The sequence below is a fragment of the Bradyrhizobium sp. C-145 genome (assembly GCF_023375135.1).
Classification (GTDB): domain Bacteria; phylum Pseudomonadota; class Alphaproteobacteria; order Rhizobiales; family Xanthobacteraceae; genus Bradyrhizobium; species Bradyrhizobium zhanjiangense.
The window spans coordinates 6,044,984-6,067,832 of sequence record NZ_CP088150.1 but is presented as its reverse complement, the minus strand read 5'-3'; the positions used below and the strand labels follow the sequence as shown (position 1 = coordinate 6,067,832).

The following is a 22,849-nucleotide window of genomic DNA, read 5'->3' as shown; positions in this document are numbered from 1 at the left end:
CGCGTTGGCGCGATCGTCTGGTGACGGCCCAGCTAACAAGAGCAAATTCCGAAGCGGACGCCAAACGTGCGAATAGCGGTGGTTAGCGATCGACATGAGCGGGGGCTCGCGCTTGGCAGCGAGCCCCCAGAAATCTTCAAGCTGCGCGCAGCTGCAACGTCATCTCTCGCGCTATTTCCCGCCGGAGCCGGCACCGCCGCCAGAACCCGCGCCGCCGCCGGCCTGGTTGCCCATGTTATTCGTATTGGTGCCACCTGCGGATGGCGACTGTGCGCCCTTGCTGTCGCTGGCCTCGTTCTGCATGTTCGATGCGCGGCCCGTCGTCATGCCTTTGGTCGCGGGCCCCCGCGATGAGGGACCAACCTCGCCCTGACTGGATGCGCCAGGAGCGGGTTGTGTCTGCGCGAAGGCGCTACCGGTCGCCAGGGCCATGATGCACGCGGATGCCAGAATGATCTTCTTCATTGGATTCTCCTTGACTTAACATCCCGGACAATCCGCCTCCACCAACGACGTTCCTGCCGATCTATCACCACCGCTTCAACTCTTTGCGGCCGAAGTCGGGGTTCCCGTTTTCATCGCCAGCGGCTATTCAGGCCCCTCATCATTCGTTTAGGGAGGACGTATGAGAAGGATTGCTGCCATCGGAGCGCTTCTGCTCTGGTCCACCATCGCGTTCGCGCAGGATCGCACGATCACCGTGGCCTCGACGACGTCGACGGAACAGTCGGGGCTGTTCGGTTATCTGCTGCCGCTGTTCTCGAAGGCCGAGGAAATCGAGGTGAAGGTCGTTGCCGTCGGCACCGGCCAGGCGCTTGACATCGGGCGGCGCGGCGATGCCGACGTGGTGTTCGTTCATGATAGGGCTGCCGAGGACAAGTTCATGGCCGAAGGCCAGGGCGTGAAGCGCTTCGACGTCATGTACAACGACTTCGTCATTATCGGTCCCAAGAGCGATCCCGCGAAAATCGCCGGCGGCAAGGAGGTCACTGATGCGCTGCGCAAGATTGCGGCTGCGAAAGCGCCGTTCATCTCGCGCGGCGACAAATCCGGCACCCACGCGGCCGAGCTGCGATTGTGGAAGGAAGCGGGTGTCGATATCGCAGCGGGCAAGGACGGCTGGTATCGGGAGATCGGCCAGGGCATGGGACCGGCGCTGAATATGGCCTCGTCGTCGAATGCCTATCTTCTGTCGGACCGCGGCACCTGGCTCTCGTTCAAGAACAGGGGCGAACTTGCCATCCTGACCGAGGGCGACAAGCGGCTGTTCAACCAATATGGCGTCATGCTGGTGAATCCGGCAAAGCATCCGAACGTCAAGGCGAAGGACGGGCAGGCTTTCATCGACTGGCTCATCTCATCGAAGGGGCAGGATGCGATCGCAGGCTACAAGGTGGGCGGCGAGCAGCTATTTTTCCCCAACGCGTCCCACTAGCAGGAACGCAATGGTCGACACCGCGACGCTGAGCGCGAGCAGGATCAGCCCGAGCCCCAGCGCCAGCGGCAGGTCGCCCTTGCTGGTCTCCAGCGCGATCGCGGTTGTCATCGTGCGCGTAAAGCCGCGGATGTTGCCGCCGACGATGATGATGGCGCCGACTTCCGCGATGGCGCGGCCGAAAGCCGCGAGAAAGGCCGTCAACAGCGAGGTCCGTCCCAGCGCGAACAGCAGTGCCATGCTGCGCAGGGTGGACAGTCCGTCGATCCGCGCCAGATCGCCATACTCCGCCCACAGCAGGCTGGCCGGACGGTGCACCAGCGCCACCACGATCGGTGTCGCGAGCAGCGTCTGCGCGATCACCATGGCCGTCGGTGTGAACAATAGTCCTCCCGCCCCGAGCGGGCCGGACCGCGACAGAAGAAGATAAAGCGCGAGCCCGACCACGACCGGCGGCAGGCCCAGCAAGGCATTGGTCAGGATGATGATGACCTGACGTCCGCGGAAGCGTGTGATCGCAAGCAGGGCCCCGAATGGTGCACCGATCAGCAGCGCGATGATGCTCGCGGTCAGGCTGACCCGCACCGACAAGGCGACGATGCCGAGCAGTTCGGCGTCGGCTTCGCCGATCAGCGTGAAGGCGGCACCGGTGGATCGTGCGAAATCGTTCATCCGGCCGGGCGCTTCCGCGTCGGGCAGGATGCCTCGGGATCGTCGATGTCGCGCAATCGCATCACGGGTCGGTCTCTGCGAGTCTTTTTGACATCGACAGAATACTCGGGCGAGACGATTTGGACAGGCGATTTAGCGGAAAATAACCGTCAAGTGCCGCGTTATGCAGGCTTTCCCGACGCGATCTGGGCGGCGTTCGCCTTTACAGAGGCTCGGCTCCAAAGCCAGCGCGCCAGCACAACGGCAAGAACTGCCCCGACGAATTGAGCGGCGATGAAGCCTGGCACGTCCCGCGGGGCGATACCCGCGAACGTATCAGACAGCGCGCGGGCGATGGTGACCGCAGGATTGGCGAACGACGTGGATGACGTGAACCAGTAAGCCGAAGTAATATAGAGGCCGACGGCGTAAGGAACCGCGGCGGGTGTCCGATACCGGACGCCAAGGATCGTCGACAGCAGGCCAAAGGTCGCCACGGCCTCAGCCAGCCATTGTCCGGCGCCGGCGCGTTCCGTGAGCGAACGCTGGAGGATTGGAAGCTCGAACATCAGATGTGCGATCTCAACCCCGGCGATGCCACCGGCTAACTGAGCGACAAGATAGATCGCGGCGTCCGTCCATGACGTTTCGCCGCGCAAAGCCAGGGCCAGCGTCACCGCTGGATTGAAATGCGCTCCCGAGATCGGAGCGAGCATCAGGATCAGCACGACGAGGATTGCGCCCGTGGCAATCGTATTGCACAGCAGTGCCAGCGCGACGTTTCCGCCGGCGAGCTTTTGCGCCATGATCCCCGAGCCGACGACGGCGGCGAGCAGGAACGCCGTCCCAAGCGATTCGGCGAAGGCACGCTGTCCCAGGCCCGGCATCAGGCGCCGCTATCGAGCCTGACGCGCTCGCCGTCTTCCTTGACGAATTCGCCCTGTTGCGCCGGCAGCAGATCGAGCACCCGTTCGGGGGGACGGCAGAGCCTGACGCCGTTTGGCGTCACCACGATCGGCCTGTTGATCAGGATTGGATGCGCCATCATGGCGTCGAGCAGCTGATCGTCGGTCAGTGTCGCGTTGTCGAGCCCGAGCTCCGCATAGGGCGCCGCCTTCTCGCGAACGGCGTCGCGCACCGAAATTCCCATGCGCGCGATGAGCTGCTGCAACAGCGCCCGCGATGGCGGCGTCTTTAGATATTCGATCACGTGCGGCTCGATGCCGGCGTTCCGGATCATCGCCAGCGTGTTGCGCGAGGTGCCGCAATCGGGATTGTGATAGATGATCGCATCCATGGTGGAGTCCTCGTGCTCAGCAGCACGCCTGCGACGGCGTGGGTGCTGCCTGCGGCGTGCAGCAGGCCGATTGCTGCTCCTGCTTTGCGTGAGCGACCCGCGCCCGGTTCTCGCCGCTGCCGTCGCCGTAATCGGTGCTCTCGCCCGTGGTGTAGAAGGTTTCCCAGGCGATGCCGGCCGGATCGTCTATCCAGGATTTTTCCGACTTGGCATAGCAGCAGGTGGTCTGCCCTTGCTCGACCACGTTGCCGCCGGCCTGGCGCAGTCGCGCGTAGACTTCCTGGAGTTCCTCGCCGGTCTCGACCTGGATGCCGAGATGGTCAAGGCCGGCCGCGCGGCCACGGGTCGAGATCGCAAAATTCACGCGAGGGTCTTCCAGCATCCATTTGGCATAGTCGGATTTCACGACCGAGGGCTCGCTGGCGAACAAGGCCGAGTAGAACCCGATCGAGTGGGAGAGATCCTCGACGGACACGTGAACGTGCAGGCGCTTCATGGTCGGTCCTTTCAGGCTGGCACTTTGCTGCGCTTTCGCGCGGGTTTCGAAGGCGTGGCCGGAGCGCACGACACGCCGCCGCAGCAGTTCTCGGTCAGGAAACCGACGAGCGCGTTCATGGTCTCGAACCGCGCCGCATAGATCATCGAGCGTCCCTCGCGCCGGACGGTCACGAGTCCGGCCGTCCGCAGCCGGTCGAAATGGAAGGTCAGCGTGTTGGGGGCGAGATCCAGCGTTTCGGCGACCGCGCCGGCAGTCATGCCGTTCGGGCCGGCCTGCACCAGCAGGCGGAAGACCTCGAGACGGTTGTCCTGTGCAAGCGCTGCGAGCGCCGCGACGGCATCTTTCGTTTCCATATTTCAACGATTATGGAAATAATGAGTGGCTGTCAATCGGGATTGTGCTGGGTCTACCCCAAGCTCGATTTGACGGTCGGTCGCCGCCGTTTAGCGCTTGGCGCTTTATTCCCGCCTCGGATGCTTTATGGAAGGGGCACGATCAGGTCGCACCCGCCCGGTGGGGGTGCTAGACCCTGGCGCAGGAACAACGGGCTGGGCCGTCCTGGCCCCCAAGAATGAAGGATGTGACGCAATGATCCAAACCGTTGGCATCATCGGGGCAGGGACCATGGGGAACGGCATCGCGCAGGTCTGCGCGGCGGCGGGGCTTTCGGTCGTGATGGTCGATATTTCCGATGCTGCAGTGAACCGCGGACTTTCGACCGTCGGCGGCAGCCTCGAGCGGCTGGTCAAGAAGGACAAGATGTCGGCTGCCGATCGTGAGGCGACGCTCAAGCGCATCACCGGCACAACCGACCGGGCGAAGCTGTCGGATTGCGACCTCGTCATCGAGGCGGCGACCGAGAACGAGGAGCTCAAGGTCAAGATCCTGAAGGATCTTTGCGCGACGCTGTCGCCGCGCACGCTGGTCGCGACCAACACCTCCTCGATCTCGATCACCAAGCTCGCCGCGGCGACCGATCGTCCCGACCGGTTCATCGGCATGCACTTCTTCAACCCCGTGCCGGTGATGGCGCTGCTCGAGCTCATCCGCGGCCTGCAGACCTCCAACGACACCCACGCCAAGGCGCTGGATTTCGCCAAGCGCGTCGGCAAGGTGGCGATCACGGCCAAGAACAGCCCGGGCTTCGCCGTCAACCGCATCCTCTGTCCGATGATCAACGAAGCGATCTTCGCGCTCCAGGAAGGCATTGCGACAGCGGAAGAGATCGACGCAGGCATGAAGCTCGGCTGCAACCATCCGATCGGGCCCCTGGCGCTGGCCGATCTCGTCGGCCTCGACACCATGCTTTCGGTGATGGAGGTCTTTTACAAAGGCTTCAACGACCCCAAATACCGCCCGGCCCCCTTGCTCAAGGAAATGGTCGATGCCGGCCATCTCGGCCGCAAGACCGGGCAGGGCTTCTACATCTATAGCGCCTGATGAAGGTATCGGCGGCGGCACTCAGCGTCCGCCGCCAGATCCCGCAATTTGCGCTGCGACAAAGAAGCCGCGCGCAATTGGCCCGACAATGTCGAATGGGGCGGCTCGCGGGAACATCGGAACGGATAACGAAGGACATGTCGGATCGACTGAAAGCCGAGCGCGAGGCGGCGGCGGCGCGGCGGAACCTGCTGACCCAGGATGCGATCGAGCGCACCGGGATCACCGAGGAAATGATCGGGGAACTCGTCACCCGCTTCTACGGACGCGTGCGCGAGGACGCACGGCTCGGTCCGGTCTTTGCGATCGTCCAGAACTGGGATGAGCATCTCGCCAAGCTCAAGGATTTTTGGTCGTCGGTCGTCCTGATGAGTGGCCGCTATCATGGCTCGCCGATGCGGGCGCATCTGCCGCTGAGCCTGGTTGGTGATCATTTCGATCGCTGGCTCGACCTGTTCGAGCAGACTGCGCGCGAGGTCTGCCCGCCGGCGGCGGCCGCGCTCTTCATCGACAAGGCACGGCGCATCGCCGACAGTTTCGAAATGGCGTCGGCGACAGTCGCGGGCCGTATCGCGTCTCCGCGTCATGTGCTCCGGTCCTGACGACGAGCGGCCTGCCTGCAAAATACGCAGCTCCTTTGCTTCGCTCGTTGCGACTGAGATCGCGGTGCACCAATTCCAACAGCATCGGCCTGATCTGCAAAATCATCATGCCAATCGCGCGGCATGACGTTGAAATTGCGAAAACGCGCTTGAATGCGTTCACTCTCGCTCAATCAAAGCGAGCAAAGCCATATTGATGCACTGCGGCGCCAACTCTTCGCCTTGTTTTCGGCAGAGTTCCAGCGCCTGCTAGCGTGCATGTCACGCTCATCGTTCACTACCAATTCTGCATCCCCCGAGAATTCCACGGAACCCGAAGTCGACGCGGGCATCGAGCAGACGCGGCGAACGCTGCTGCTCGGCGCGCTTGCGAGCACCGCTTGCCTCGGCTGTTCGCCGCCGGCGCGCGCGGGTGAAGATCCGCCCGGCTCCGACGAACGGCCACAAAAGGGTGACGTGCTGGTCTTCTCCGAAGGCGACAAGGAGGGGAAACTCATCACTGCGGCCGATGTGCAGGCCGGCGGACCGCCGGTCCATGCCTGGCCGAAGGATCCCAACACGTCTGTGGTGCGCAGCGCCTCGCGTCTCAACGAGATCCTGATCATCAAGCTCGATCCCGCCGAGCTCGACGAGAAGACCCGCGCGCGCGCCGTCGACGGCATCATCGCCTATTCGGCGATCTGCTCGCACGCGGGCTGTCCCGTCACCGCCTGGGTGAAGAGCGATGTCGGCGACAAGGAGGTGTTCAAGTGCATGTGCCACAATTCCGAATACGATCCCCGCGCGGGCGCGCAGGTCGTGTTCGGGCCGGCGCCGCGACGGCTTGCGGCGCTGCCGCTGGCACTCGCTGACGGTTCGCTCAGCGTCGCCGGCAATTTCATCGGAAAGGTAGGTGGCGCGCAGCCAGGATGACGGACGGTGCGGGCCGTGCCCGCGTCACGAGAGGCCGCATCCGCCGATGGGCGGACGGGACGAACGACAAGAATTCACAACAAGAATTCAAACGGATGAAAAGGGGAACGTCCATGTCCAGGAAGCAATGGTTAATGTCCGGCTTCGTCGCCTTCACGTGTCTTGCCTCGACCGCCGCCATATCAGGCCCGATCGAGAATTATTCTCCGGTCACCACGCAACGGCTGGAAAATCCGGAACCCGGCAACTGGATGCTCTACCGGCGCACGTATGACGGGCAAGGCTACAGTCCGCTCGACCAGATCAACGCCTCGAACGTGAAAAACCTCACGCCGGCTTGGACCTTCGCTACGGGCGTCGTCGAAGGCCACGAGGCGCCGCCGATCGTCAACAACGGCGTAATGTTCGTGGCGACCCCGATGGGGCAGGTGATCGCGCTGAACGCGAAGACCGGCGACGAATACTGGCGCTACAAGCGGCAGCTCCCCGACGATCTGTTCCAGCTGCATCCGACCAGCCGCGGCGTCGGCCTGTGGGAGGACAAGCTCTATCTCGCCACCACCGACGACCACGTCGTCGCGCTCGACGCCAAGACCGGCAAGGTGGTGTGGGACACCAAGGTGCAGGACTACAAGAAGGGCCAGTACATGACCCTGATGCCGCTGATCGTCGACGGCAAGGTCATTGTCGGCGGCTCCGGCGGCGAATTCGGCGTGCGCGGCTACGTCGCCGCCTACGATGCCAAGGACGGCAAGGAGCTGTGGCGGACCTTCACCATCCCCGGCGAAGGCGAGCCCGGTCACGACACCTGGCAGGGCGAGGACTGGAAGAATGGCGGCGGCTCGGCCTGGATGACCGGCAACTACGACAAGGAGACCAAGACGATCTACTGGGGTGTCGGCAATGCCGCGCCATGGCCTGGCGAAACCCATCCCGGCGACAATCTCTACACCTCCTCGGTGCTCGCGCTCGATCCCAACACCGGCAAGATCAAGACCCATCATCAGTACCACCAGAACGATTCCTGGGACTGGGATGAGGTCGATGCGCCGATGCTGATCGACCTGCAGCGTGACGGCCGCAATATCAAGAGTCTCGTCCATCCGGGACGCGACGCCATCTTCTGGGTGCTCGAGCGCACGCCGACCAAGATCAACTATGTCGCCGGCTGGCCGTTCGTCTCCACGGACGTCTGGAAAGGCATCGAACCGGAGAGCGGCAAGCCGATCGTCGATCCCGCGCATAAGCCGGTGATCGGCAAGCGCGTGGAGTTCTGTCCCTCGCTCTGGGGCGGCAAGGATTGGCCGTCGGCGGCCTACAGCCAGAGGACCGGCCTCGTCTACGTGCCCGCCAACGAGAATTTCTGCGGTGGGTTCACCGGCGAGAAAGTCGCGCTGAAGCCCGGCGAACTCTGGCTCGGCACCAAGCCGGAGGATATCGGCCTCAAGGCGAAGCCCGGCGCGGATCATTTCGGCGAGCTGCAGGCCTGGGATCCCGCGACGGGCAAGAAGGTGTGGCAGCACAACTTCCCGAAGTCGCAGCTGTTCGGATCGGTGACGGCGACCGCAGGCGATCTCGTCTTCGTCGGCGGCACCAACGACCGCAACTTCCGCGCCTTCAACGCCAAGACCGGCGAATTGTTGTGGGAGCAGAAGACCAACTCCGGCATCATGGGCATGCCGGTGTCCTATGAGATCGACGGCACGCAGTACATCGCGATCCAGTCGGGATGGGGTGTGGACGCACAGCGCATCCAGGATGCACTTGCGACCAACAACATTGGCATCGAAGCCAACGTCCCGCAGGGCGGCGTCATCTGGGTGTTCGCGTTGAAGAAATAGCTCCGCGGGCGGATCGAAGAAGCGGAGCAGCCGGGGGGTGGCGAATGCGGCGGACGGCAACGTCCGCCGCATTTTTGACGCCCTTGCTGCGTGATCTCGTCATGCCCGGGCTTGTCCCGGGCATCCACGTTCTTCGTGTTGAGACAAAGGTCGTGGATGGCCGGGACCAGCCCGGCCATGACGGCGTGGCAACATCAGTGCACCAAACTCGGAGCGCTACTTGCCCTGGCGCTCGACCTTGTCCTTTTCCTTCTGGTTCATATCCTATCCCGAACCTTCGGATCAGGGTTGCGTTGCCCGGTGGTCTGGCTGGTCGAAGCGGGCGGTGCGTTTGCGTTGGGCAGGGAGTTCTGGTCCGGCGCGGTGGGGCGCGTCGCTGTGGTTGGCGGGGCGGTGTTGCTCTGGGCGAACGCACCAGCGGTCGTCAAAAGAAAGGCGCCCGACAGCGAGACTGCGAGCGCCTTTGAGATGTTGGTCATCGATCCGCTCCTGTCAGATCGATGCAAACGGCCCGAGGCCGCTTGTGTTCCGGCTCACGCTTCCAATTGCTTGCCGATCGGAAGCGAGCGGATGCGTTTTCCCGTCGCCGCGAAGATCGCATTGATCAGCGCCGGCGCGAACGGCGGAACGCCGGGCTCGCCGACGCCGCTCGGCGGCGTGTCAGGTCCGGGCGGCACGATGTAGACGTTGGTCACCACAGGAGATTCATCGATCCTGACGACCTGGAAGTCGTCAAAATTCTTCTGCTGCACCTTGCCGTCCTTGAAGGTGATCTCGCCATATTTGGCGATGCTGAGCCCCATGATCGCCGCGCCCTCGATCTGCGAGGCAATGCGCTCGGGGTTGACAAAGGTGCCGCAGTCGATCGCCGTGTCGACCCTTGGCACGGTCAGCTTGCCCTTGTCGTCGACCGCGACCTCGACGATGGTTGCGATGTAGCTGACGAAGCTGCGGTGCACGGCGATGCCGAGGCCGTGGCCCTTCGGGACCTGACGGCCCCATTCGCCCTTTTCGGCGACCAGCTCGACCACCTTGCGCAGGCGCGCGGTGTCGATCGGATAGCTGTCCTGGGGCTCGCCGTAGTTCCAGAGGTCCTTCACCGCGGGCTTGACGATCCGCGGGCTGCCGATCAGCGCGAGCAGGGTCTCCTTCTGGTCACGGCCGGTCGCCTGCGCGATCTCGCCGACCATCGACTGTACCGCGAAGGCGCGCGGGATGTTCGAGACCGAGCGGAACCAGCCGATGCGGGTATGTGCGGCCGCCTCCGGATTTTCGCAGGAGATGTTGGCGATCTCGAACGGCATGTCGACGAGTCCCATGCCGATCTCGAACGGCGCCTGGTGCACGGTGCCGGCGGCAAACGTCGAGGCGATGCTGGGCGCCACGCTGCGGTGGCGCCAGGCGATCACCTTGCCGCTCTTGTCGAGGCCCGCCTCGATCCGTTCGACCGAGACGGTGTGCAGGAAGCCGTTATGGATGTCGTCCTCGCGCGTCCACTGCACCTTGACCGGCGCGCCGAGCTCCTTTGAGAGCAGCGCCGCTTCGAGCGCGAAGTCGCATTTCGATTTGCGTCCGAACCCGCCGCCGAGCAGTGTGACGTTGACGGTGACATTGCCTTCGGGAATGCCGAGCGTCTTGGCGACGTCCTCGCGGGTGCCGCCGGGGCTCTGCACCGGCGCCCAGATCTCCGCCTTGTCGCCCTTGACGTCGGCGACCGCCACCGGCGGCTCCATGCTGACATGGGCGAGGTGGGGGATGTAGTACTCGCCGACAATGACCTTGTCGGCGCTCTTCAAGGCGGCGTCCGCATCGCCCTCCTGACGCAGGACGAGGCCGGGCTTGCGCGAGGCCTCCTCGAGCTCCTTGCGGTAGGCGACGGAGTCGTATTTGCCGTTGGGGCCGTCGTCCCACACGAGCTTGAGCGCGTCGCGGCCCTTGATCGCCGCACCGGTGTTGCGCGCGATGACGGCGACGCCGCCGAGCGGCTGGAATTTCGACGGCCATGGCCAGCCGCGCACCTGCATCACCTTCTCGACGCCGGGAATCTTCAGTGCGTCGTCCGGTTCGAACTTGACCAGCTTGCCGCCGGTCACCGGCGGACGGGCGATCACGGCATATTTCATGCCGGGCAGTCGCACGTCGGCGCCGTAGCGCGCCTTGCCGGTGGTGATGTCGTGGAGATCGACGATGCCGATCTGGCCCTTGGTCAGATAGCGGAAGTCCTTGGGGTTCTTCAGCTTGAGGCCTTCGATAGCAGGCACCGATTCCTTGGCGGCATCGGCGGCGAGCTCGCCGAAGCCGAGCTTGCGTCCGCTGGCGCTGTGGACGATCTCGTGATTGACGGCCTTGACCTCGGTCGCCGGCACGCCCCAGCGCTTGGCCGCGGCCTGCTCGAGCATGGTGCGGGCGGAGGCGCCGATCTGGCGCATCGGCATCAGATAGTGCCGCGTGCTGCGCGAGCCGTCGGTGTCCTGGTTGCCGAACTTGACCTCGTCGCCATGGGCCTGCTGCACCTTGACTCTGGACCAGTCGGCCTCCATCTCCTCGGCCACGATCAGCGGCAGGCTGGTGCGCACGCCGGTGCCCATTTCCGAACGGTGCCCGACGATGGTGACGATGCCATCCGGCGCGACCGAAACGAACACGCGCGGATCGACCACGACGCCGTGCGGCATCTTTCCCGCGCCTGTTTCATAGGCGAATGCCTGGCGCGACATCACGGGTGCTGCAAGCACGAAGCCGCCTGTGACGCCGAGCCCCTTCAGGATGCTCCGGCGCGAGACTTTCTCGACCCTGATGTGCTTTTCGAAGCCGCGAAGCTTGCGGGGATTGTCGATGAAATTCATGTCACACTCCAGTCGATGCGAGATGGACGGCGTTCTCGATGCGCTGGTAGCAGCCGCAGCGGCAGATGTTGCCGGACATCGCCTCGCGGATCTGGTCGTGCGAGGGCTTTGGGTTGTCCATCAAGAGTGCTGCGCCCTGCATGATCTGGCCGGCTTGGCAGAAGCCGCATTGAGGCACGTTGAGCTCGCGCCAGGCCTTCTGCACCGGGTGATCGCCGGTGGGGTGCAGTCCCTCGATCGTCGTGACCTCGCGTCCGGCAACGTCGTTTACGGACGTGATGCAAGCGCGGACGGCCTGCTTGTCGACGATGACGGTGCAGGCGCCGCACAGGGCCTGGCCGCAGCCGAATTTGGTGCCGGTCAGTCCGGCCTCGTCACGCAGGAACCAGAGTAGCGGGAGATCCGGGTCGCCGTCCCAGCTCTGTTCCTGGCCGTTGATCTTCACCTTGATCATGATCGTCCCTCGCTCTTCATAAGCCTGTTCAATTCAAAACTAACGACGCCGACCGGGCGTATGCCGGTTGCGTCGTGTCGCCGCATTCCGGCCGCATTATCCCGCGCGGGCAGATCCCGGCGGGCGGCAGGAATACAAATCGCAATGTCCGGATGTGCTCGATACCTCCCGTTTTGTTCTAAATTGTTTGCATTTCGCGCGGCATCGTGACGGCGCGACCGTAGCAGAGATCGCGCCGGACCGGCGTTCACAGCCGAGTGTTCTCACCCGGAGAGATTGCATCGATGGTTTGTCAAAAGCAGGGCGCGGCTTGATGCCGCGCTGCTTATGAGACGGGCGCAACCAAAAAAGCTTCGTCCGCCAGGAAGACTGCACGGACGAAGCAGGATGCCTCAGTCGAGGGAGGGAGAACGCAAGCACCGCGAACCTCAAGCCGGAAGCCGACGGCCCTGCGCAGTCATTCAGAGACCAGGACTGAGGAGCTGATGGCCCTCACATACGCGTGGTGCAGAAGCGCGGCATCGCCGCGATGGTCCCGGACGGGGACCGATCCGGTTCGCTGGCGGTGGTCGGCACCAGCGAACCGATAGGGCTTGAGAGGGCTCGGCGGCCCTCGCTCGGGCAGCCTTCTTAGGCGGCCTTGGATTTCGCCACGTGGGTCGCGATCGCGTCCATCAGCGCCGGCGACAGGCAGTCATAGGGCTCCAGCCCGATCTCCTTCAGTCGCGCACGGATGCCCGCCATTTGCTCCGGCTTCACGCCCGATTCGATCACAGAGGAGACGAAGGCGGCGAATTGCGGCGCCTGCGAGCCCTGCTCCTGGAACAGCTCGGGATGGATGAAGTCGAGTCCATAGAACGGATGGCCCTTGTTCTCGATGCGGCCGTACATGTGCGTGCCGCAGGCCTTGCAGGCATAGCGCTGGATCACCGCGGCGGGATCGACGATCTGGAGCTTGTCGCCGTTCTCGAGCACGGTGACGTTCTGGCGCGGCACCACGGCGACGACCGAGAAGGTCGCGCCCGGCGGCTTCCAGCACTTGGTGCAGCCGCAGGCGTGGTTGTGCGCGACGTCGCCCTTGATGCCGACCTTCACCGGATGGTCCTTGCATTTGCAGACCAGCGTGCCGCCGGCGAAGTTGCCGCTGCCTTGTTTGATGCCATTGTCGATCGATGGATGGAGTGCAACAGTCATGGGTCGATCCTCCTGGGTGTGATGGCTGTGACCTAGAACACGACGACGGAACGGATGGATTTGCCCTCGTGCATGAGGTCAAAACCTTTGTTGATCTCTTCGAGCTTGAGCGTGTGGGTGATCATCGGATCGATCTGGATCTTTCCGTTCATGTACCAGTCGACGATCTTCGGCACGTCGGTGCGGCCGCGCGCGCCGCCGAATGCCGTGCCGCGCCAATTGCGTCCCGTAACGAGCTGGAACGGACGGGTGGCGATCTCCTTGCCGGCTTCGGCGACGCCGATGATGATCGAGGTGCCCCAACCGCGATGGCAGGCTTCCAGTGCCTGGCGCATCACCGTGGTGTTGCCGGTGCAGTCGAAGGTGTAGTCGGCGCCACCATCGGTAAGGCCAACGAGGTGCTGGACGACGTCGCCGGTGACCTTCTTCGGGTTGACGAAGTGGGTCATGCCGAAGCGGCGGCCCCAATCTTCCTTGGAATCGTTGATGTCGACACCGACGATCTTGTCGGCACCGGCCATCTTGGCGCCCTGGATCACGTTGAGGCCGATACCACCGAGGCCGAACACGACGACGTTGGAGCCCGGCTCGACCTTCGCAGTGTTGACGACGGCGCCGACGCCGGTGGTCACGCCGCAGCCGATGTAACAGCTCTTGTCGAACGGCGCGTCCTCGCGGATCTTGGCGACAGCGATCTCCGGCAGCACGGTGAAGTTCGAGAAGGTCGAGCAGCCCATGTAGTGGTAGATCGGCTTGCCCTTGTAGGAGAAGCGGCTGGTGCCGTCGGGCATCACGCCCTTGCCCTGCGTCGCGCGGATCGCGGTGCAGAGGTTGGTCTTCTGGCTGAGGCAGCTTTTGCACTGCCGGCATTCCGGCGTGTAGAGCGGAATGACGTGGTCGCCCGGTTTCACCGAGGTCACGCCGGGACCGATCTCGCGGATGATGCCGGCGCCCTCATGGCCCAGGATCGACGGGAAGATTCCTTCGCTGTCGAAACCGTCGAGCGTATAGGCGTCGGTATGGCAGATGCCCGTGGCCTTGATCTCGACCAGGACTTCGCCGGCCTTCGGTCCTTCCAGGTCGACCTCGACGATCTCGAGCGGCTTCTTGGCTTCGAAAGCAACGGCTGCACGTGTCTTCATCGTAAACTCCTCAAATCTTCGTAGGACGCCAAGACGTCGTCGCGGCGATCCTGGCAACGTTCATTTCTTGCCCATGCAGGCGTCTTCCGCCTTGGTGTAGGCTTCTGTCTTCTCCTCCTTCTTGGAGGGACGCTGCCGGCCCCACGCGTCGGTGGAGCGGGCGCGCAGATAGACATAGAGATCGTCCATGTAGCAGGCGACGTTCGGGTTGTCGCCGAAGGCCGGCATGACGTTCTCCTGCGCGGTCGAGATGTTCTTGCGACCGGAGGCGATCACGCCGATAAAGTCGCCATAGCTCATCGATTTGACGGAATCCTTCAGCGCCGGTGCGTAGGTCGATCCCATGCCGTCGGGGCCATGGCACACATGGCAGTCTGAGTGATAGCGGCGGTATCCGGAATAGGTGAACCAGTCCACGGTGCCGTCGGCCGAAATCTTGTAGGTCGGGTTTCCTTCCTTATCGAGCCACTTCCCGTCGTCTTCCTTCTTCACCGCGGTCGGGTCTCCCGGACCGTCCGCGACCGCAACCCCTCCGGACGCAACGAAGATTATCACAGCAATGGCAGAGCAGATTTTACGCAAGAGATTTTCCTCGAAGGCGTTCGGTGGAGACGAGCCGGCGCGTGGAGTTGATCCACGCGCCGGAGCGATGCTGAGCGGGGCCTAGTTCGGCAGCGAGAACACGGTCAGCGTACCGCCGAGCGCCGTGTAGTTGCTGAGGGCCGCGTAGCCACCGACGGCGCCGAGACCGGCGGTCGGATCGGTCAGACCTGCTGCCAGACCGATGCCGGCCCAGCCACCCACGCCGGAGAGCACGGCAACGTACTGCTTGCCATTGTTCTCATAGGTGGTGACGTTGCCGATGATGCCGGAGGGAGTCTTGAACTTGTAGAGCTCCTTGCCAGACTTGGCATCGACTGCCTTTAGGTATCCTTCGAGCGTGCCGTAGAACACCACGCCGCCGGCGGTTGCGAGCGCACCCGACCAGACCGAGAACTGCTCCTTGTTCGACCAGACGATCTTGCCGGTCTTGCCGTCCCAGGCGATGAAGTTGCCCATGTGGCTTTCACCCTGCGGCGGATACATCGAGAGCGTCGCACCCACATAGGGCTGGCCCGCGGTGTAGCTCACCTTGAACGGTTCGTAGTCCATGCAGACGTGGTTGGTCGGAACGTAGAACAGCTGCGTGTCCGGCGAGTAGGCTGCCGGCTGCTCGTCCTTGGTGCCGAGCGCGGCCGGGCAGATGCCCTTCACGTTGACGTCCTCGCCCGCCTTGTCGGTCGAAGCTGCGTCGAGCACCTTCGGACGGCCGTAGGTCGGCGAGCTCTTGTTCATGTCGACGCCGGAGGTCCAGTTCACCTTCGGATCGTACTTTTCGGCGACCAGCAGTTCGCCGTTCTCACGGTCCAGGGTGTAGGCGAGACCGTTGCGGTCGAAATGGGTCAGGAGCTTGCGAGGCTGCCCATTGATCTGCTGATCCGTGAGGATCATCTCGTTGACGCCGTCATAGTCCCACTCGTCATGGGGCGTCATCTGGTAGACCCACTTGGCCATGCCGGTGTCCGCGTCGCGCGCGAAAATGGTCATCGACCATTTGTTGTCACCGGGACGCTGCTTCGGATTCCAGGTCGAGGGGTTGCCCGACCCGTAATAGACCATGTTCAGAGCGGGATCGTAGGAGATCCAGCCCCAAGTGCAGCCGCCGCCGATCTTCCACTGGTCGCCCTGCCAGGTCTTCAAGCTGGAGTCAGGTCCGACCGGCTTGCCGAGCGACGTCGTCTTGGCCGGATCGAGCTTGATCTGATCATCCGGACCTTCGGAATAGGCGCGCCAGACCTGCTTGCCGCTCTTGAGATCGTAAGCGGTGACGTGGCACTGCACGCCGAATTCACCGCCGGAGATGCCGACCAGGACCTTGTCCTTGACGACCAGCGCGGCCGACGTACCGGTCTCGCCCTTCGCAGGATTGCCGTTGGTCGCCGACCAGGCCACCTGGCCGGTCTTGGCGTCGAGCGCGACGAGGTTGGTGTCGGCCTGATGCAGGATGATCTTGCCGTCGCCGTAAGACAGGCCGCGGTTGACCGTGTCGCAGCACATCACCGGGATGACGTTCGGATCCTGCTTCGGCTCGTACTTCCAGATGATCTTGTTCTCGTTGGAAAGGTCAAGAGCGTAGACCTTGTTCGGGAACGGCGTGTGGACGTACATCACGTTGCCGATGATGAGCGGGCCGCCTTCGTGACCACGCAGCACGCCGGTCGAGAAGGTCCAGGCGACCTGGAGCTTGCCGACGTTCTGTGCATTGATCTGGTTCAGCTTGGAATAGCGGGTATTGGCGTAATCGCCCGCCGGCATCACCCAGTCTTTCGGGTTCTGCGACATCTTGATCAGCTCGTCATTGGCTGAGGCGCTGCCGACGGCGAGAGCCGCCGCGGAGCCAAGATAGGTCGCCAGTAGCACCTTGCGCATAGTTAATTCCTCCGTTGGTCGTTTATTGTTTCCGAAGCATTGCTTAATCACCGGGCTTCTCGTCCGGCGTCTGCTCGTGCAGGGCGGTCACGATCGAGACCAGAAACGATGCTGTGCTGTTTCCTCCTCCTGATGAGAGCCACGGGTCCGTGTGCAGGAGCGGCCCGTTCTTGTTGTTCCTGCCGCAATCCCTAACGACTTCGTCAACGGGAAACTTGCCCAAGAGAGAAGCCGGTTTGCTCGACAGCGCACGGGCGCGAAGATTTTGATTTTGCAGTAGCGAATTCAGCGGTTTCCGCGCCGGCTTGCGCGGCGGTCCGCGCCTATGTTCCCCTTGACGGCGCTGCAACTAAGGCGGAGGATTAAGTTTCAAAGGTGGCAGTGGAACGGAGGCGCAAGTTCCAAAAGATCGCCTAAGTTTGAGGTAAACGTCACGCAATCACGGCTGAGGGCTCCAGCAGCGCTGGTCGCGATTCGCGTCGAATCTCCGGATCAAACCAGTGGCTGGATCAATGTCCGACACAATTCACACGCTCTCGACGACCGGGCTGACGCCGAAGCGGCAGATCCAGAGCTGGATCGATGGGCTGACGAGCCTGTGCGGCTATTTCGACGTCGATCCGCTGGAGGCCTCCTCGCTCGAAGGTCGCATCGACTATACCACCGTTTCGCGCCTGAAGCTCTGCCAGATCGAGGTCAGCCAGCACCGCATCGCGCACACGATGGCGCGCGCCAAGGCCAACGAACATCCATACATCAAGATTCACTTCCAGACCTACGGCGTGTCCTATTTCGAACAAGAGGGCCGCCACATCGAACTCAACCCTGGCGACATCATCGCCTATGACGTCTCCTGCCCGCATTCGATCATCAGCCCCGCCTTCACCCGCCACGACGTGGTGATCGTGCCGAAGGCGCTGCTGCGCGACCGCGGCTTCCCCTCGCAGCGGATGCCGGCGTGCAAATTGTCGGCGAAGACCGGGACGGGGCGGATCGCCCATGATTTCGTCCACGCCACCTTCGACGAGGCGGCGAAGCTGTCGGCGAACAGCGCGGTCGGTGTGGCCGATTCGCTGATCGACCTCTTGCTGCTGCCGCTGCGCGAGGCCGACACGATGTTCGACCGTGTCGGACCGGAAGCGATGTATGTGCGCGCGCAGTTCTTCATCCGCGAGCATCTGCGCGATCCGGATCTGTGCATCGATCAGATCTCGACCGAGCTCGGCTGCTCCAAACGCTATCTGCACATGCTGTTCTCGGAGCGCGGCACGACGGTGAGCGACTACATCTGGCAGGCGCGCCTGCAGAACTGCCGCCAGGAGCTCGAGGCCCACGCCGGCAAGACCATCACCGACGTCGCGTTCTCCTGGGGCTTCTCCAGCTCATCGCATTTCAGCCGCGTGTTCCGGAAATATTTCGGCGTGGTGCCGTCCTCGATCCACAAGGCGCAGCAGGGCACCGCGAGCTCGAACGAGCATTAGAGCATGATCCGGAAAAGTGTGCAGCGGTTTTCCGAAAAGATCATGCTCAAACAATAACCTCAAGTGCGACGACGACTCGTCCTAATCCCATTTCGCTTTAGGCTCGTCGCGCTGCGGCCGGTCGCCGACAATGTTGTGCGAGCGTACTGGATTCCGCGCCGGAGCCTGTCATCGGGCTCGCCGAAGGCGAGACCCGGTGGCGGGGAATGACGGCGGAGTTGATGGATACGCCCGGTGCCATCGCTCTTCGCGACGAACTCTCACCGCTGAATGATCCTCATCCAGACATCGCCGAGGATCGCAGGCTCGCGCGGCGGCAGATAGGTGAGGCCGGCCTGCTTGCCGAATTCGGCGATCTTGCCTTCGGCGGCAAGCTGGCCAACCGCCGTGTTGACGGCCTCGATCAGCGCGGGATCGCTGGCAAGCCCGACATAGCCGCGATTGGCGCCGATCGGATAATAGTAGCCGGACGCGGTGATCGCCGTATCGGGGTGCGCGGCGCGATGGGCATCGAAGCGCGCAAGATCGATCAGCGTCGCGTCATGGTCGCCGCGTTGGAGCGCGCCGAGGAGGTCGTCGCGGCCGGGCACGACATGGGTGATGTTGTCGATCAGGCGGCCCTTGTCGAAGGTCATCAGGATGGCATCGCCGAGCGAGCCGCTTTCGATGACGAGGCGAAGGCCGGCGAGATCGCCGATGTCGCCGATCTTGCGGCCCTTCGCCTTCGGCCCGAGCACCACCGTCATCGGCGAATAGACGTAAGGCTGGCTGGGCGCGAGCAGGCCGAGCGCGACGCGGCGGCGCCGGTCCTCGCGCGTGGCGCCGGCGAAATCCGGCAGGCGCGCCGTTTTCATGCCGGGCTTGACGAGCGAATCCAGCGTCAGCGCGTAGCCGCCGACCAGCGCGCAGCGTCCGTCCGAGAGCAGCGCATTGGCCTCGAGCTGTGGGCTGGAATCCTCATCGAGCTTGCTCTCGAACCACTGGATCGTCAGCGGCCGTCGCAGGCGCTGGGCGACCGCCTGCGCCAGCAGCACGTCGAAGCCCGCATCCGGCTTGCCCTTTTGATGCACCGAGAGCGGCGGCCGGCCTTCATCAAGACAGATCCTCAGCGGGTCATCCGCCGCGTGCGCAACCGTAGGCGCCGCCGCGAGGATCGCCGCAACGCTCCACGCGGCGAGCCAACGCCTCAAGGCTTCCTCCGGCTGGAGATGAAGGCCCAGAGGTCCCCGATCTGGTCGTCGTTGAGGATGTCGCCCCAGGGCGGCATCTTGTTGTTCTTGCCGTTCTTCACCGTGGTGACGAAGCGCGTCTTGTCGTCAGGGATCGCGCGCAGGTCCGGCGTGATGGTGCCGGAGTTCATCAGGTTGGGGCCGTGGCAGTGCGAGCACTTTTCGGCATAGGTCGATTTGCCGTGGTCGATCTGTGCCTGCAGAGGATTGCCGGTTGCGTCGTCCGCGGCACGAACGGTCGCCACAAACGCGACCGTCAGCACCGCGACGGCGGCGAAGATCGCCGCCGTCTTGTGAGATATCTCCTTCAGCATCGTGCCTGTGGTCACTGCTTGACTGCAAAGACCCACAGCGAGCCGCCGGGCGGCACCTTGGCCAGCCGCTCGTCGCCGGAGAACAGCGAGTAGACGCCGCCATAGCCGCTCGTCACGGCGACATATTGCACGCCGTCCTGCTGCCAGGTGACCGGCTGTCCCTCGATGCCGGAGCCGGTCTGGAACTGCCAGAGCTTCTTGCCACTGTCGGCATCGAAGGCCTCGAACTCGCCGGTCAGCGCGCCCGTGAACACGACGCCACCTGCGGTCGACAGCACGCCGGAGAAGCGCGGAATGTCGACGGGGGCCTCCCACTTCGCCTTGCCGGTCAGGGGATCGATCGCCTTGAGATGGCCGCGCGGGCCGTCTCCGTACTCCCAGAGGTCGGTCAGATCCATGCCGAGATACCATTCACCCTGCTTGAAGGTCACGGGCTCGGTCTTGTACCTGCCGCCGAAGGCGAGCGTATTGGCATAGGCCAGGCCGGTCTGCGGATTGAACGACATCGGCTCCCAGTTCTTGCCGCCGAGGATCGACGGATAGACGGTCACCTTCTTGCCTTCGCGCGCGTCCTTCGAAACGTCGGTCTCGATCGGACGTCCGGTCTTCATGTCGATGCCGGTCGCCCAGTTGACCTTCACGTAAGGGTTGGCCGCGAGCAGCTTGCCGTTGGTGCGGTCGAGCACGTAGAAGAAGCCGTTGCGGTTGGCGTCCATCAGTACCTTGGTCGGCTTGCCCTCGACGTTCATGTCGGCGAGCACCATCTCGGCCACGCTGTCGTAGTCGAACGGATTGTTCGGCGAGAACTGGTAGTGCCACTTGATCTTGCCGGTCTTGGGATCCATCGCCAGCACGGAGCAGGTGTAGAGATTGTCGCCGGGGCGCACCGCTGAGTTGAACGGACCAGGATTGCCGATGCCCCAGTAGACCGTGTTCAGCTCGGGATCGTAGGACCCGGTGATCCAGGTCGAGCCGCCGCCGAGCTTCCAGGTATCGCCCTTCCAGGTGTCGCCGCCGGGCTCGTCCGGTGAGGGGATCGAGTGGGTGCGCCAGAGGTGCTTGCCCGTCGCCGGATCCCAGCCGTCGATGAAGCCCCGGGTGCCGAATTCGGCGCCGGAGATTCCGGTGATGACGACGCCGTCGGCGACCAGCGGGGCCACCGTCATCGAATAGCCTTCCTTGATGTCGGCGGCCTTCTGCCGCCACAGCTCCTTGCCGGTCTTGGCGTCCAGCGCGATCACGTTGGCGTCCAGCGTGGTGCGGTATACCTTGCCGTCGTAGAGCGCCGCGCCGCGATTGATGATGCCGCAGCAGACGATGCGCGGCGTCTCGGCGGGATACTCAACCTTGGTTTTCCAGATCTGCTTGCCGGTCTTGGCGTCCACCGCCATGGTCGCATTGTGCGAGGTCACGTAGATCACGCCCTGGTACACCAGCGGCTGCGATTCCTCGCTGCGATCGTCATTGAAAGAGTAGTTCCAGACCGGGACGAGGTTCTTGACGGTGTCCTTGTTGATCTGGTTCAGCGTCGAGAAACGCTGGAGATTGTAGCCCATCCCGTAATTGAGAACGTTCGATGTATCGGTCGCGCCCTTGACCAGTTGCTCGGTGGTCTGTGCGCTTGCACAAGTCGATGCAAGCATGACGAGGCTCGCGGCCATCGCAAAGCGTTTCATCCGTTCCTCCCAATATGCGCGTCTTTTGACGCTGCAGGAACAACACTCCGCCCGAATGCAAAACGCGTCAATACGAAAGTCGTGAGTGCGACGCCAACCTGTTGAACGCCAGAGGCCAGTCACCTGACGGAAACCTGACAACCCGTTCTCACTTGTGCGCAGACGCTGGAGAAATTCCGTGACGCGAAGCGGCCGGGGACGGAAGCGGCCAGCTTGGCGCGGCGGAGTTCCGCGAGTTGTAGCGCGTGCAGGTTGCAGTTTCCGATTTGAAGCAGGGCACATTCATGGGATTTATGTCGGATCCGCTCGAATCGAGTTCTCAGGAGGTTTCGATGAGGTCACGTCGCTCAATTGCGTTTGCGCTCACGATTGCATTGCTGTCCGGTCCGGCTCTCGCGGCATCCGGCAACGCGATCAAGATGTTCGATACAGATAATGACGGCACGCTCGATCTCGCCGAGGTGAAGAAGGCGGCCAGCGCATTGTTCGCCAAGCTCGACCCCGATCACGACGGCACGCTCGATGCACGCGAGTTGCGCGGGCGGTTGTCGGCGAAAGAGCTCGCCGCCGCCGATCCCGATCATGACGGGACGCTTACGCTCGACGAATACCTGTCGGTGGTGGAGCAGCGCTTCAATGCGGCCAATCCGGACAAGGATGGCACGCTCGATGCAAAAGAGCTGAGCGCGCGGGCCGGCCGCGCGCTGCTGCGGCTGCTGCGCTGAGCGCGTATGCCTGGAACGGACGTGGCGGCGGCAGTGCGATTAATTCCGCTCCGACGCTCGGAACATCGGGCTGCCGGGCCTGTTCTCCCCGAAATGGCCTGCCTGGCACGTTGGGGCTGCGCGGCGGGAGGAGAGGAGATCATGCAGATGAACACCAAACGATCCGTTCTTGCTGCCTGCGCGATCCTGACGTTGAGCGCCGGTGTCGCCGTCGCGGGCCCCTGCAAAACCGGCAGTGCAGCCACTGACAAGGATGCCGGGTCTGGCCCGGTCACCGTGGGCTCGGCGCAATCCCATCCATCGAGTTCGGCGAGCGACACCAGTCAGCATCCGCCGACCAGCACGATGAATCGTGCGAGCGGCGAAACGCCGGCTTCATCCGAGGATGCGCAGCGGCAGATGCAGAGTGAACCGACAGCGGCTCAGCAGGCCGAAGGTGCCAAGCCGAATCCGGCAATGGCCGACAAGGACTGCTGACGACGCGGCGCTGGTCGTGTCGATTCGAGGCGCGGTGTGTCGCGCAAGGTGATATCCTCCAGGTCTGTGCTTGACCAAGAGGGAACTGGCTTTGCCCGAGAGAGAAATGCGGCCGCGAAGAATCGACACAGACGCGTTCGGCATTCGAATCGGCGCTTGAACTAT

The 22,849-nt window shown here is 63.4% G+C and carries 24 protein-coding genes; 8 read left to right on the top strand and 16 right to left on the bottom strand.

Annotation, left to right across the window (positions count from 1 at the left end; all coding sequences use genetic code 11):
• Positions 1 to 171: 171 nt before the first annotated feature.
• Positions 172 to 465, bottom strand: coding sequence for a hypothetical protein (locus LRP30_RS28745; protein WP_128932441.1), 294 nt, complete (start codon positions 463 to 465; stop codon positions 172 to 174).
• Between the two features lie 160 nt (positions 466 to 625).
• On the opposite strand from LRP30_RS28745, the gene LRP30_RS28740 reads away from it, so the two are divergent.
• The gene (locus LRP30_RS28740) at positions 626 to 1,435 is read left to right on the top strand and encodes a substrate-binding domain-containing protein (protein WP_249756907.1); all 810 of its coding nucleotides are present in this window, start codon (positions 626 to 628) and stop codon (positions 1,433 to 1,435) included.
• On the opposite strand, the gene LRP30_RS28735 is transcribed toward LRP30_RS28740, so the two are convergent.
• From LRP30_RS28735 to LRP30_RS28715, 5 genes are all read right to left on the bottom strand, one after another.
• Complete coding sequence (locus tag LRP30_RS28735; RefSeq protein ID WP_249756906.1) at positions 1,409 to 2,107, bottom strand: ABC transporter permease; 699 nt, start codon at positions 2,105 to 2,107, stop codon at positions 1,409 to 1,411. The two genes, LRP30_RS28740 and LRP30_RS28735, sit on opposite strands and share 27 nt — an antisense overlap.
• A gap of 161 nt (positions 2,108 to 2,268) precedes the next feature.
• The gene (locus LRP30_RS28730) at positions 2,269 to 2,973 is read right to left on the bottom strand and encodes an MIP/aquaporin family protein (RefSeq protein WP_128932444.1); all 705 of its coding nucleotides are present in this window, start codon (positions 2,971 to 2,973) and stop codon (positions 2,269 to 2,271) included.
• Positions 2,973 to 3,383, bottom strand: coding sequence for an arsenate reductase (glutaredoxin) (gene arsC, locus LRP30_RS28725; RefSeq protein WP_249756905.1), 411 nt, complete (start codon positions 3,381 to 3,383; stop codon positions 2,973 to 2,975). The genes LRP30_RS28730 and arsC overlap by 1 nt, the downstream gene beginning before the upstream one ends.
• Positions 3,384 to 3,399: 16 nt before the next feature.
• Complete coding sequence (locus LRP30_RS28720) at positions 3,400 to 3,879, bottom strand: ArsI/CadI family heavy metal resistance metalloenzyme (protein ID WP_249756904.1); 480 nt, start codon at positions 3,877 to 3,879, stop codon at positions 3,400 to 3,402.
• A gap of 11 nt (positions 3,880 to 3,890) precedes the next feature.
• Positions 3,891 to 4,235 carry a helix-turn-helix transcriptional regulator gene (locus tag LRP30_RS28715; RefSeq protein WP_128932447.1) on the bottom strand — a complete coding sequence of 115 codons (345 nt, stop codon included), beginning with the start codon at positions 4,233 to 4,235 and terminating at the stop codon, positions 3,891 to 3,893.
• A gap of 235 nt (positions 4,236 to 4,470) precedes the next feature.
• On the opposite strand from LRP30_RS28715, the gene LRP30_RS28710 reads away from it, so the two are divergent.
• The 4 genes from LRP30_RS28710 to LRP30_RS28695 all read left to right on the top strand — a co-directional run bounded on the left by LRP30_RS28710 (position 4,471) and on the right by LRP30_RS28695 (position 8,677).
• On the top strand, positions 4,471 to 5,322 hold the full coding sequence (locus tag LRP30_RS28710; protein ID WP_249756903.1) for a 3-hydroxybutyryl-CoA dehydrogenase: 852 nt from the start codon (positions 4,471 to 4,473) through the stop codon (positions 5,320 to 5,322).
• Positions 5,323 to 5,459: 137 nt separating this feature from the next.
• On the top strand, positions 5,460 to 5,924 hold the full coding sequence (locus tag LRP30_RS28705) for a group III truncated hemoglobin (protein WP_249756902.1): 465 nt from the start codon (positions 5,460 to 5,462) through the stop codon (positions 5,922 to 5,924).
• Positions 5,925 to 6,182: 258 nt separating this feature from the next.
• The gene (locus LRP30_RS28700) at positions 6,183 to 6,836 is read left to right on the top strand and encodes a Rieske 2Fe-2S domain-containing protein (RefSeq protein WP_249756901.1); all 654 of its coding nucleotides are present in this window, start codon (positions 6,183 to 6,185) and stop codon (positions 6,834 to 6,836) included.
• A gap of 113 nt (positions 6,837 to 6,949) precedes the next feature.
• Complete coding sequence (locus LRP30_RS28695; protein ID WP_249756900.1) at positions 6,950 to 8,677, top strand: methanol/ethanol family PQQ-dependent dehydrogenase; 1,728 nt, start codon at positions 6,950 to 6,952, stop codon at positions 8,675 to 8,677.
• Between the two features lie 257 nt (positions 8,678 to 8,934).
• Here the strand turns inward: LRP30_RS28695 and LRP30_RS28690 are convergent, their stop codons facing one another.
• The 7 genes from LRP30_RS28690 to xoxF5 form a co-directional block, all read right to left on the bottom strand.
• Complete coding sequence (locus tag LRP30_RS28690; RefSeq protein ID WP_249756899.1) at positions 8,935 to 9,156, bottom strand: hypothetical protein; 222 nt, start codon at positions 9,154 to 9,156, stop codon at positions 8,935 to 8,937.
• Positions 9,157 to 9,210: 54 nt separating this feature from the next.
• Positions 9,211 to 11,523 carry a molybdopterin cofactor-binding domain-containing protein gene (locus LRP30_RS28685; RefSeq protein WP_128939300.1) on the bottom strand — a complete coding sequence of 771 codons (2,313 nt, stop codon included), beginning with the start codon at positions 11,521 to 11,523 and terminating at the stop codon, positions 9,211 to 9,213.
• Between the two features lies 1 nt (position 11,524).
• A complete protein-coding gene (locus LRP30_RS28680) occupies positions 11,525 to 11,977 on the bottom strand; it encodes a (2Fe-2S)-binding protein (protein ID WP_091896387.1) in 453 nt (150 codons plus the stop codon).
• Positions 11,978 to 12,607: 630 nt separating this feature from the next.
• Positions 12,608 to 13,171: an S-(hydroxymethyl)glutathione synthase gene (gene gfa, locus LRP30_RS28675; protein WP_128932455.1), complete on the bottom strand. Its 564-nt coding sequence runs from the start codon at positions 13,169 to 13,171 to the stop codon at positions 12,608 to 12,610.
• 32 nt (positions 13,172 to 13,203) lie between these two features.
• Positions 13,204 to 14,313 carry an S-(hydroxymethyl)glutathione dehydrogenase/class III alcohol dehydrogenase gene (locus LRP30_RS28670; RefSeq protein WP_128945313.1) on the bottom strand — a complete coding sequence of 370 codons (1,110 nt, stop codon included), beginning with the start codon at positions 14,311 to 14,313 and terminating at the stop codon, positions 13,204 to 13,206.
• A gap of 60 nt (positions 14,314 to 14,373) precedes the next feature.
• Entirely contained in the window at positions 14,374 to 14,865 is a 492-nt protein-coding gene (locus LRP30_RS28665) for a c-type cytochrome, methanol metabolism-related (RefSeq protein WP_091896454.1), read from the bottom strand.
• Positions 14,866 to 14,976: 111 nt separating this feature from the next.
• Complete coding sequence (xoxF5, locus tag LRP30_RS28660; protein ID WP_128932457.1) at positions 14,977 to 16,782, bottom strand: lanthanide-dependent methanol dehydrogenase XoxF5; 1,806 nt, start codon at positions 16,780 to 16,782, stop codon at positions 14,977 to 14,979.
• 512 nt (positions 16,783 to 17,294) lie between these two features.
• Between xoxF5 and LRP30_RS28655 the strand changes: the two genes are divergently transcribed.
• Complete coding sequence (locus LRP30_RS28655) at positions 17,295 to 18,263, top strand: helix-turn-helix domain-containing protein (RefSeq protein WP_091896399.1); 969 nt, start codon at positions 17,295 to 17,297, stop codon at positions 18,261 to 18,263.
• A 260-nt stretch (positions 18,264 to 18,523) separates the two neighbouring features.
• On the opposite strand, the gene LRP30_RS28650 is transcribed toward LRP30_RS28655, so the two are convergent.
• Genes LRP30_RS28650 through LRP30_RS28640 form a run of 3 tightly spaced genes read right to left on the bottom strand, consistent with a single transcriptional unit; the run spans position 18,524 to position 21,482 of the window.
• A complete protein-coding gene (locus tag LRP30_RS28650; protein WP_249756898.1) occupies positions 18,524 to 19,453 on the bottom strand; it encodes a transporter substrate-binding domain-containing protein in 930 nt (309 codons plus the stop codon).
• Complete coding sequence (locus LRP30_RS28645) at positions 19,450 to 19,806, bottom strand: cytochrome c (protein WP_249761848.1); 357 nt, start codon at positions 19,804 to 19,806, stop codon at positions 19,450 to 19,452. The genes LRP30_RS28650 and LRP30_RS28645 overlap by 4 nt, the downstream gene beginning before the upstream one ends.
• A gap of 11 nt (positions 19,807 to 19,817) precedes the next feature.
• Positions 19,818 to 21,482, bottom strand: a complete 1,665-nt coding sequence (locus LRP30_RS28640) for a methanol/ethanol family PQQ-dependent dehydrogenase (protein WP_091896408.1) — start codon at positions 21,480 to 21,482, stop codon at positions 19,818 to 19,820.
• Positions 21,483 to 21,814: 332 nt separating this feature from the next.
• On the opposite strand from LRP30_RS28640, the gene LRP30_RS28635 reads away from it, so the two are divergent.
• Positions 21,815 to 22,207 carry a calcium-binding protein gene (locus tag LRP30_RS28635; protein ID WP_249756897.1) on the top strand — a complete coding sequence of 131 codons (393 nt, stop codon included), beginning with the start codon at positions 21,815 to 21,817 and terminating at the stop codon, positions 22,205 to 22,207.
• Between the two features lie 141 nt (positions 22,208 to 22,348).
• Complete coding sequence (locus LRP30_RS28630; RefSeq protein WP_091896457.1) at positions 22,349 to 22,684, top strand: hypothetical protein; 336 nt, start codon at positions 22,349 to 22,351, stop codon at positions 22,682 to 22,684.
• Positions 22,685 to 22,849 lie beyond the last annotated feature (165 nt).

What these genes read in the sequence shown, in the direction of transcription:
- LRP30_RS28630 (WP_091896457.1), top strand. Translation starts at nt 22,349, where the DNA reads ATGCAGATGAACACCAAACGATCCGTTCTTGCTGCCTGCGCGATCCTG.
- LRP30_RS28705 (WP_249756902.1), top strand. Translation starts at nt 5,460, where the DNA reads ATGTCGGATCGACTGAAAGCCGAGCGCGAGGCGGCGGCGGCGCGGCGG.
- LRP30_RS28695 (WP_249756900.1), top strand. Translation starts at nt 6,950, where the DNA reads ATGTCCAGGAAGCAATGGTTAATGTCCGGCTTCGTCGCCTTCACGTGT.
- gfa (WP_128932455.1), bottom strand. Translation starts at nt 13,171, where the DNA reads ATGACTGTTGCACTCCATCCATCGATCGACAATGGCATCAAACAAGGC.
- LRP30_RS28730 (WP_128932444.1), bottom strand. Translation starts at nt 2,973, where the DNA reads ATGCCGGGCCTGGGACAGCGTGCCTTCGCCGAATCGCTTGGGACGGCG.
- LRP30_RS28690 (WP_249756899.1), bottom strand. Translation starts at nt 9,156, where the DNA reads ATGACCAACATCTCAAAGGCGCTCGCAGTCTCGCTGTCGGGCGCCTTT.
- LRP30_RS28635 (WP_249756897.1), top strand. Translation starts at nt 21,815, where the DNA reads ATGAGGTCACGTCGCTCAATTGCGTTTGCGCTCACGATTGCATTGCTG.
- LRP30_RS28700 (WP_249756901.1), top strand. Translation starts at nt 6,183, where the DNA reads ATGTCACGCTCATCGTTCACTACCAATTCTGCATCCCCCGAGAATTCC.
- LRP30_RS28745 (WP_128932441.1), bottom strand. Translation starts at nt 465, where the DNA reads ATGAAGAAGATCATTCTGGCATCCGCGTGCATCATGGCCCTGGCGACC.
- LRP30_RS28720 (WP_249756904.1), bottom strand. Translation starts at nt 3,879, where the DNA reads ATGAAGCGCCTGCACGTTCACGTGTCCGTCGAGGATCTCTCCCACTCG.
- LRP30_RS28685 (WP_128939300.1), bottom strand. Translation starts at nt 11,523, where the DNA reads ATGAATTTCATCGACAATCCCCGCAAGCTTCGCGGCTTCGAAAAGCAC.
- LRP30_RS28645 (WP_249761848.1), bottom strand. Translation starts at nt 19,806, where the DNA reads ATGCTGAAGGAGATATCTCACAAGACGGCGGCGATCTTCGCCGCCGTC.
- LRP30_RS28680 (WP_091896387.1), bottom strand. Translation starts at nt 11,977, where the DNA reads ATGATCAAGGTGAAGATCAACGGCCAGGAACAGAGCTGGGACGGCGAC.
- xoxF5 (WP_128932457.1), bottom strand. Translation starts at nt 16,782, where the DNA reads ATGCGCAAGGTGCTACTGGCGACCTATCTTGGCTCCGCGGCGGCTCTC.
- LRP30_RS28670 (WP_128945313.1), bottom strand. Translation starts at nt 14,313, where the DNA reads ATGAAGACACGTGCAGCCGTTGCTTTCGAAGCCAAGAAGCCGCTCGAG.
- LRP30_RS28735 (WP_249756906.1), bottom strand. Translation starts at nt 2,107, where the DNA reads ATGAACGATTTCGCACGATCCACCGGTGCCGCCTTCACGCTGATCGGC.
- LRP30_RS28655 (WP_091896399.1), top strand. Translation starts at nt 17,295, where the DNA reads ATGTCCGACACAATTCACACGCTCTCGACGACCGGGCTGACGCCGAAG.
- LRP30_RS28710 (WP_249756903.1), top strand. Translation starts at nt 4,471, where the DNA reads ATGATCCAAACCGTTGGCATCATCGGGGCAGGGACCATGGGGAACGGC.
- LRP30_RS28640 (WP_091896408.1), bottom strand. Translation starts at nt 21,482, where the DNA reads ATGAAACGCTTTGCGATGGCCGCGAGCCTCGTCATGCTTGCATCGACT.
- LRP30_RS28715 (WP_128932447.1), bottom strand. Translation starts at nt 4,235, where the DNA reads ATGGAAACGAAAGATGCCGTCGCGGCGCTCGCAGCGCTTGCACAGGAC.
- LRP30_RS28740 (WP_249756907.1), top strand. Translation starts at nt 626, where the DNA reads ATGAGAAGGATTGCTGCCATCGGAGCGCTTCTGCTCTGGTCCACCATC.
- arsC (WP_249756905.1), bottom strand. Translation starts at nt 3,383, where the DNA reads ATGGATGCGATCATCTATCACAATCCCGATTGCGGCACCTCGCGCAAC.